Source organism: Gilliamella sp. Choc6-1 (assembly GCF_001690385.1).
Lineage (GTDB): Bacteria > Pseudomonadota > Gammaproteobacteria > Enterobacterales > Orbaceae > Gilliamella > Gilliamella apicola_A.
Window position 1 is genome coordinate 1 of the sequence record NZ_LZHI01000067.1, and the last position, 10319, is coordinate 10319.

Annotated in this window: 2 protein-coding genes; both read left to right on the forward strand. The window is 37.0% G+C overall.

The genetic code is table 11. The features are described 5' to 3' along the window. A partial coding sequence (locus tag A9G36_RS10215; RefSeq protein WP_176701037.1) for a hypothetical protein occupies positions 1–1516 on the forward strand: 1516 nt, incomplete at its 5' end. Continuing rightward, on the forward strand, positions 1516–10319 hold an 8804-nt coding region (locus A9G36_RS09450), incomplete at its 3' end, for an SdrD B-like domain-containing protein (RefSeq protein WP_141670646.1). The genes A9G36_RS10215 and A9G36_RS09450, both read left to right, overlap by 1 nt.

Sequence of the window (10319 nt, forward strand, 5' to 3'; positions counted from 1 at the left end):
ACAGCAAGAGGGCTTTTCAAATTTTGCTAAAGCACGCAGCAGCGATTTAGAAGAGTGGGGTGGTGAACTACGTTATGATTTTGAGCAAGATAAACACGGTTTGTTGTTGAGTTACAGTCAAGAAAAAGACAAGGCTAACTATGTTGAAAAACTTACTCGAGCACAGTACTACACTGCATTGGGGGATGTGTATACAGCAGCGTTTGAATTACAACACCGCAATGACCACAACTATGGTGAAGACGCCACACATGAAGCATTAATTGCGGCTAAATTGGAGCGTAGTTTTTTTGATGGTCGAGATAAAGGGTATATTATTCAGCAATTAACGGTGGCCAAATCGGGCGATGTGGCAGATGATAACCGTACCACAATTGGTTATAACTCACAAATTACCGACAGTATTAATATTGGTGCGGAAATTTTTGCATCCAATCGAGGCGCTGGAGGGGGTATTCAGGCAGGTTGGGATGTTAATGAGCAGACTAATTTGTATACGAAAGTGTTAAATGATGTGGACTCTACTTCTGGGCGAGGCATTACCACGGTAGTGGGCGGTCGAACCAAAGCGACCAGTGAGCTGGAGCTTTATTCTGAGCGTCAATTCAAAACTAGCAAAATCGATCATACTACTTCAGATGTGTATGGTGTCAGTTATAAACCTACCGAAGCACAATTTATTGAAGGCTCTTACTCGGTTGGGCGTGTAAACAACCGTAATCGTGACCGTACTAGTTTATCGGGTCATGATGAAACGCGTCGTGATGTTTATGCGGCTGGTTACGGCTATAAAAATGATTGGTTCCAAATTCGTAACCGTCTGGAATATCGGATTGATGAAGGTAGTGAACGGATAAGACAATGGGTCACCACCAATAGGGCGAAAACGATTGTCAGCGAAAACTTAAGTTGGTTAGCACAGTTTGATTTTGCAAAAACTTTTGGGAATAAAGACACATCGAATGATGTGGTGAGCAACTATACTGAATCAATGATTGGTTTTGCTTATCGTCCTAAATTAATAAACAATCTGAATTTATTTGGGAAACTGACTTATGTTTACGGGTTAGATCCGGACGATCAGCTGATAGCGAATTCGACCTCATCGAGTGGGAAACGCTATACTTCAAGTTTGTATGACCAAAAGAGCTGGGTGTGGTCGTTAGAAGGGGTTTATGAATGGAATGCAAACTGGGAAACTGCATTTAAAGCAGCCCATAGGCAAGGTCATTTACGCTATAAAAATGAAAGTAACTGGTACTCATCAGGGGCGAGTTTGTATGCGCTGCGTTTAAATTATAAGACAGGCGATTGGGAATATCAGGTAGAGGGTCGTACGTTACGTACCGATTTAGCTGATGACCATAAAGATGGCTTTGTGACGAGTATTTACCGTAATATTGGCGATAATATTAAAATGGGCGTGGGGTATAACTTTACGGATTATAACGACAACTTAACACACTTGAACTATCGTTCACATGGTTGGTTTGTCAATGTAGTAGGGAGTTTCTAATGGACAGTTGGCAAAGCATAGAAATTGGAAAAATTATTCCCCAAGTTAAAAAGAATTTACGCATATCAGGAGAGGAGATAATGCGAACTGAGCATAATGCAGCAGTGGAGATGAAAGCCAAAAGTAGCAGGAAAACAGGCGGCTATGGACAAAAGTCAATGTTCAAATGTGCAAAAGGTTTATTAGCTTCAACTTTTATATCATTGATGACGATATCGGCGGCAAACGCTTTTCCGGTATCAGGTACGGTCTATTTGGACTACGATAACACGGCAACAAAAACCGAGATGCCATTAATAGGTTTGAAGGTTGAATTATATGATGACAAAGGAAAATTAGTCTCTAATTCAGAAACAGATGGCAAAGGAAAATACACATTAGAAGCACCAGCTTTAACAACCTATAAGATTGTCGCAAAAACAGACAAAGATGAGGTTGTAGAAGATTCAGTCTCACTTATAGCCGACACAGGCGAATCTAAAAACCTATTTTTAAAAGGTGCGGGTGGTGACATTCAGTTATCGATAAAAGATGATAAAGGAATAGGTGCAAAAAATATTCCAGTTAAATTTATCAATTCAGCGGTAGCTGGTGAATTGGAAATGGCATCTAAAGATAACGGTATAATCGAGATCAAAAATACGTTAAAAGAAATTTCGTATACCGCAGTAATCGATGTAAATTCTTTTATAGAAGATATAAGTAATGCAAAAAAATATGCATTATGGGATGCTACATTACCGGATAATACGCATGGTTATGTTGACAGCATGACATTTAATATGGATGGTGCTAAAAAAATAGGTGCCTTCAATATTAAAGAGCGTAATGAATGGGGTATTGATGGTATAGTTGCTATCGATCAGGATAATGATGGTATCTACAGTGCTGATATTGATACGGGTGCAATAGGGATGAATGTTGAGCTTTATTATCCGGGCACGACAACCAAAGTATTGGGCACAAAAACCATTACCACAAAGGAAAATGGTAAATATCATTTTGAAAATTTAGCTGTAGAAAGCTACGATATTAAAGTGACCAATGTTGCTGCACCTTATATCCCAGTAGGGAAAATGGAAGCAAAAGTTACAATATCGAATTCAACAGCTTTGACTAGCGGTCCAGACTTTTTACTACAAATAGACCCAAATGATACTAAGTTGCCTAGTATATCAGGTTATGTATTTGTTCTATCAGAACAACATATGCCAATGGGTCCCGACTCTGGTGCAAGTTTTAATACTTTACCTGCGGCAAACAGTATTTACTTTGAAACTCCAGTAGAACTTTACCAACATGATGGAATGACATGGAAAAAGATAGCAACTCAAAAATCGAATAAAAAAAATGGATTATATCAATTCCGTGGCTTGGCTAGTGGAAAAGACTATAAAGTTGTTCTTAAAGAATCAGGCATAGATTTAAATAAATATGCTTTTGTCAATGATACTGATGGTAAATCGTCTAGTACTTCACCTGAATCAAAAAGCCGTCATAAAGGTAGAGTAACTTTAAGTAATGGTAAACAAGATAATATTGGACCAAGAGAAATTACAATACCTAGTTTAGGACAAGGAATAAAGTCTAATCAAAACTTTTGGTATTCTCAGGTACGTTCTGATTTAGGTATGCTTAAGATAGTAAGTAATATGGCTACCGCTAATAATAGAACATCTTGGGGGGGAGGTCTTAATGGTATTTCAACAACAACAGCTTCGACTTACATGAAAGTGTCTTTTTATGAGGAAGATGGCGTTACTCCAGCTATCGATTCTAAAGGAAAACAATTAGTTGGAACTCATTATACTCCTGGTTACTATGGTAAAATAGGGTATATGACTGTACCGGTAGATCGTGCAGGAATATATGTTTATAAAATAGATGAGACTAATGATGGACTAATAATTGATCGTTCAACTAGTGACTATGTATTAACAATATTACCAGGTAAATCACAGGATAGTAATATAATTTTTAAACCTGAAAAACCAAATACTATTTCAGGTTATATCTATCTCAACAATAGTCATCCTGGTACTACAGGCAATTATGATCCCAATGTTGATATTCCAATTAGTGCAGCTCGAGTTTTGTTATATCGTAAACTGCCTAATGGAAATTACAATTTAATGACAGAGTTTGGTACAAATAGTGATGGTTTTTATAATCTGACTAACTTAACTGATGGTGAATATAAAGTTTATGCTAAACCAGAATTTGGTGGTCCAAGTAATGTTGGTTCAAATGATGTTGAGCTTGAAAACAATGATCAAGGCACAGGAGTACAGAACAACCTATCAGTTATCGAATTAAATATCAGTGGTGGTAAGGTTTATAATACTAACACTAACTTCTGGTATAAGCTGAAACAACAAGATTATGTTATTCGTGGCAGTGTTCACTTAGACACAAATGATGAAGACGGTAAGAATAAGCTGCATTTAACACGTGATTTACTTCTTTTCGATGCAACAGTTTTACTTTGTCGTGATGGTAATGAAGATGATTGTATCGTTGGTGGCAAAAATTATATTGCCCATCAAATTACAGATAAAAGTGGCGAATTTAAATTTATTGGCAGTAGAGATGGTATTCATGCTGGCGTAAATTATATGATTAAAGCTTTACGTTCAGGAACCACTGCTGTAACTAATAGTAGTGAAGGGCTTGAATCAACTTATATCGTCAAATTTGATAAACTTGGACCACCAATAATTAAAAACTTTTTAATGCAAGGTGTAGCTGATATCAACGCGTACCCTGTCAACGATTTAGATGGTGATAGGAAACTTAAAGGATTGTCTACATCTGAAAATGGAAGTGGCAAATTTGAATTCTATTATTGGGATGGTAGTACGTATCAAGAGTGGAAAAAAGGTCTTGGAAACTTTTTTAATTCGGTTTTAATAAGAAATCTCCCACAAGGAAAATATCGTATAACTCACAATAAAGGTGGAAATTATATCGATATTGCAGATATGGATCCTGTAACACCTGAAGGTACGTTAGACTTTGAAGTATTAGCGGATGGAACATTTGCTAATGGTTTGACTAAAGAGCAATATTTCATGCAGGCATCTCTAGCAGCTTCGGGTGTATCTGAAGGTGTATCTGGTAAAATTTACTTAGATATTACTGGATCTGGAAAAATTGGTGAGGCTGTTATACTGACCGAAGATGAATTAACTAATTATAATAAAGGTGTTTTGAGTGTAGAAGGGATTTTTACACCAAGGATTTATCCAGGTTACTTTACTGGTAGTGTTGATTCAATTTTGTCAAATCCAGATTTCATTGATAATGAGGTGCAAAAAAACGGAGGTTTTGCTTACACTAAAGCAAATTCAACTCGTGGTAATTTATATTTGACAAATATGTTATTACAATTAAAAGGACTTGATACCAACCAATTTGAGTTAGTAGCTAATAGCAGTCAACCTAAAGAAAGCTATTTACCAGATAATATAAAAAATAGTCTGGAATATATGCAAGTTATGGCTAATAATTCAGGTGTACCTAATCAATATTGGTTATTGAAACTAAAGAATAATACCCAAATCAGTGGTCAACTTTATTATGACATTGACGATAATGGTATCTTTGAAGCCGATAAAAATGATGTGCCAATTTCAGGCGTGAAAGTTGAACTATATCGAAAAGGTATACTTTATAGCTACACGAAAACTGATGAACAGGGAAAATACACATTTAAAAATCTATTTGATGACACCTATACCGTTAAGGTCACTGATACAGGTCTAGATAAGAGTCGTTATGAATTGAAGAGTTCATCTGATTCAGCCAACGATATCAAAATCTCTCCAACAACGCCGTCTGTTTCGGGTAGCGATTTAGACTTTATCTATAAGAAGAATGGTGATGCAGCCATTACTGGTAATATTATGGTTGATATTAACAATAATGGTCGTGTAGATATTAATTTTGATAAAACAGGCGATATAGCTTTACCTGGCGTCAGCGTTAAATTATATAAAAATGCTGTCACAGATACTAAGCCTTACCGTCAAGTTGAAACTAATGATAAAGGGTACTATAGCTTTAGTGGTATTGATTTAAATACCACTTATATTGTGGAAGTGGTGTTACCAGAGGGTTATGGGGTTATCTCTAACGCAGATAACAATACTAACACAAGTTTGGCACCAATTATGTTTGCCGATGTGGCAAGAACAGAGCAAAACCGATACTTTTTGTTAGCGGGTAATTCAAACACTAACCCATCAGCGGGTATCAATAGTTCAGAAGCAAAAGATAGTGGTATTTCTGGTAAAGCAGTCGTCGATGATACTGATTCGGAAAAACCTATCGCTGATATTCTTATTGGCTTAATTGACGCAAATGGGAATATGGTTGCCCGTCAAAAAACCAACAGCGAAGGTGAATACCATTTTTATAACCTGGTGAATGGTAAGTACAGTATTAATGTGGTGACTTCACCAGAAGGTTATTCGCTGATTAGAAACAGTAAAGGTACTACTCAACCATTAGATACGCTATCGGATATCCAATTAGCTAATAAGGGTGAACATAAAAATAACTTCTATTATAAGGAAGCTAGTGTAAATGGTATTTCAGGTAATATTTACGTTGATTTTAACGATAGCAATAATTTAAAAGATTTAAATAACTTAAATACCTATGCCCATTTGCTTGACAGAAAAATAAAGGCAACTGTTGAGTTACATAAAGGATTAGATGGCAAAGGTGAGTTATTGCTGTCAAAAGAAACAGTTAATGGCACATATCAATTTTCTAATCTGTTATTTGGTGATACAGCCGACTATTCTGTTGTTTTGAAAATGGATACACTGCCTGACTATAACTTTAAATTAAGTAAAGCTGGCACAAATTCAAAAGATATTGTTATTCCAATTGAAAAATTACCTCGAGCCGGTTCATCAGATAACCACTATCTGGTAGTAGGTAAACAACAAATTGGAGGTCACGTTTGGATAGATATTAATGGAGATAAAGTTCAAGATAGCGATGAAGGTATTAGTGGCATAAATGTAACCTTAAAATATAAACCAGCCGATGAAACGGAATATGTTACGCTGTCTCAAACTCAGACCTCAAATACAGGTGAGTATCTGTTTAATAAATTGCCGAAAAATGGTAACTATCAGGTTGTAGTTAGTAGCCCAACAGGTACAGCACTGATACCTGATAGCGAAATAACCGGTAACAGCGATGTCTATACATATTCATCATTGCAAGATAATGAGTTAAAAAATAGCACAGCGTATAAATATATCGGTGAGGTTAGCGGTCATATTAGTATTGATGTGGACAATAGCCAGAATAAAACGGCTGTAGATGCTAATTTAGCTGGTGTTAAACTTATTTTGACCAACAAACATGACAACACTATCGTTAAAAAAGTGACGGTCGATAATGACGGTAACTTCACTGCGGATAATTTGCCTTTAGGTGATTGGGTTATTACCACTGACAGTTCACAAAGTGTGAATGATTGGAGTGGTTATCAATTAAGCTATACCGAGAATGGTGGCATTAACACAGCAGCGACTGCCAAGGACTTATCATTAACTGTTACTCTTTCTGATAAACAACCTAATGTGAATAGGATAGAGATTGGTTACAGTGGTAGTTCTGTTATCAAAGGTTATGTGGTGCTTGATATAGATAATGATGGTAAATATAGTGCAGATGATATTGGATTAGGTGAAATAACGCCAAAATTGAAGTTAACTTCAGCTACTCAAACATCAGAATTTGTTGACAGAGAAATAACGGTTGATAAGGCAAGTGGTTATTTTGAAGTAACAGGTTTAAGCCAACATGATTATGAATTAGTACTAGATGACAATGATATTACTAATAAAGGCTATAAACTGGTCTTTAGCCCAAATAAAACAACGCCAGATATGGCAAGTAATACTGCAGTATTTAAAGTAAGCGGTCCGAAAGACGATAGCTTTTCAAAAGATACTATAGCTGAAAACCAAGCGTTTGGTTATACAATCAATCGTGCGATATCTGGTACCGTATACTTAGATGTTGCTGGTATTGGTGCAGATAAAGGTCATCAAGACTTTAATCCGGTATTGGTTGGTGCAGAAGTAAAAGCAGAAGCAACCATCAATGGTAAAAAATTGACTCGTGTTGAAAAAGTAGATAACGATGGTAAATTCACATTGCCTAACATCATTAATGGTGAGTGGATTGTATCGGTATCACATCCAACCAGAGTTGATTTAATATACAGTTATTTTGTTAAAAAAGCAGTGACTCCAAATAAAGAAAGTGCCAATGGTATTAGCTATAACGTGGATGCGAGTACGGCAACTACTATTGAACTGGATTTAGGTATGAGGGGTCAAAGTAACATCAGTGGTAAAATTGTTTATGACAATGATACCAGTGGTGATCTTTCTGCTGCAGATACGGGCGTTGAAGGTTTAACCGTAGTGCTGGGTAATGCAGATGATAAAACCCAGAGTTACTTAAGTGTATCGACCAATAGTCAAGGTGAATTTCATATTGCTAATTTAGCGCAACATGACTACACAATAAAAGTAACAGACCCATTGCGTAAGTTAAATGGTTATGAATTGAGCTTTAGCCCAAATGGTAAAAGCGAAATTGAAACACTAAAAGTGAGTAGTGATAATACTGACTTAACTGGACAAAATTTTGGTTATCAAGGTAATTTAGGTATTAGTGGTCATGTCTATCAAGATATTTTAGGTAATGGTATACATGATGCAACAAACTATCCGTTGTTACCAGAGGTGGAAATTACGGCAGTCAGTGTATCAAATAGTGATATCCACTATACGGTAAAAACTGACAGTACTGGTAAGTATAGTTTTGATACTTTAGTGCAAGGTAAATGGAAAGTTAGCGTGACGAAATACCCGTCAGGCTGGCAATACAGCTATGTTGACTTTGTTTCACAAAATCCAATAACCAATAATGGCGCAGGTGAGGTCACTGTTGAAGTAACACCGGAAGTATTGGTCCGAGGAACTGGTTATAGCATAGACTTCGGTGCGAAAGGGAGTGCGCAAATCAGTGGTCGTGTTGTAATTGATATGGATACAACAGACGGAAACTCAGTGATGGATATTGACCAACCACTAGTCAATATTCCAGTTCGCTTAAAAATGACAGGTGCGGCTGGCTCGGGGCAAATAGAGGTTAAAACCGATGCAAAAGGTCAATACCGCTTTGAGGGCTTAACTGCTTATGATAAATATGAAGTTGAAGTTGATGATAACGTAAACGAATTACAAGGTTATGAAATCAGCTTTAGTCCTAACGACCCTGCGAATAAGCGTACTGCTGTTGACGTTGCTACCGTAACGGCACAAGTTACGAATGTTGACTATGGCTATAAAGGTCAAGGTAGTTTAGTAGGAACAATTTATCGTGATTATGCAGGTAAAGGTGTCCACGCAGATTACTTTGGTACCTTAGCCGATGTAAAGGTAAGTGTGAAAAATGTAAGTAACAATGCTATTGTATTGACAGCAGTTAGTGATGCAAATGGTCATTACCAAATTGAGCATATGGCTGCCGGTAAATGGCAGGTGAGCATTGAACCACCGACAGGCTATGATTTTAGCTATGTAGGTGAAACCCAAGGTAGTACTAGCACGTCAGTAGCTAGTGGCGTTGAGATTGAACTTAGCGCAACAGCAAAAGCAAAAGTAGATTTTGGTGTGAAAGGTCAGGCGAGCATAAGTGGGCAGGTTGTCATTGATGTTGATCCTGATGATGGTCAAACCATTGTTGCTCAGGATATTGGTATTGATACTATCTATGATAACTATGCTGTTGAGCTTTATGTTGATGAACATCTAGTGAATTCTGCTGAGGTAAAAACCAGTGGCAGTGATGTAGCTGGATTAGGTCAGTACCGATTTGAAAATTTGTCACATGGTATTGATTATCAAGTTAAAGTGAAAAGCCCAGGTAACAGTTATATTAGTAGCTTTATGTTAACCGATACGACAATTACTCCTTCAACAAATCAAACTGATAACGAGATGAGTGAGACGTATCAATTTGCTCAGGCAACGGATAAAGTTGAAGGGGCAAGTTTTGCATGGAAAGGTAATGCTGGTATCAGCGGTAAAATTTACTTAGATAAAGATGATGATGGCATTTACACAGCAGAAACAGACAGTAGCATTAATGAGGTAGTGACAGTAACGTTAACAAATGAAGCGAACCCTGAGATTCAAGTTATTCGCACAATTGAGGCTGGTGAAATCAGCTATGAAGTTGAAAATATTATCCCAGGTAAGTGGAATATCGTTGTCAGTGGTGTACCGACTACCTTAACGGCAAGTTTTGACCCGGATGATGCGCATCATAATGCTGATGGCTCGTTAAAAACACCACAAACAGTGGATATGGCAACTGTGGAAGTAGTAGGTAATTTAACTGACCAAAACTTTGGTTATATCAATGGTGGAGTTATCGAAGGTAAGTTAGTTGAAGACAGTGCTGGCACAGGCTTAATAGGGCTGGCTAACTATCCAGGGTTATCGGGAGTAAATGTCTATTTATTAGATAGCAATGAAAAACATGTTATGGATAAAGCGGGCAAACCGATGTTATCAACAACTGATAATGAAGGTAAGTTCAGTTTCCGTAACTTAGCGATAGGTAGCCATGACGGCAACAGCATCACCCATAATATTCGGGTTCTTTACGGTGAATATAATGATGGTGTTGTTAGTTCAGATAGCAACAGTCCGTTATATGAAAAAGTTCCATTCTTTGAAAAGTATACGGATATCGGCGG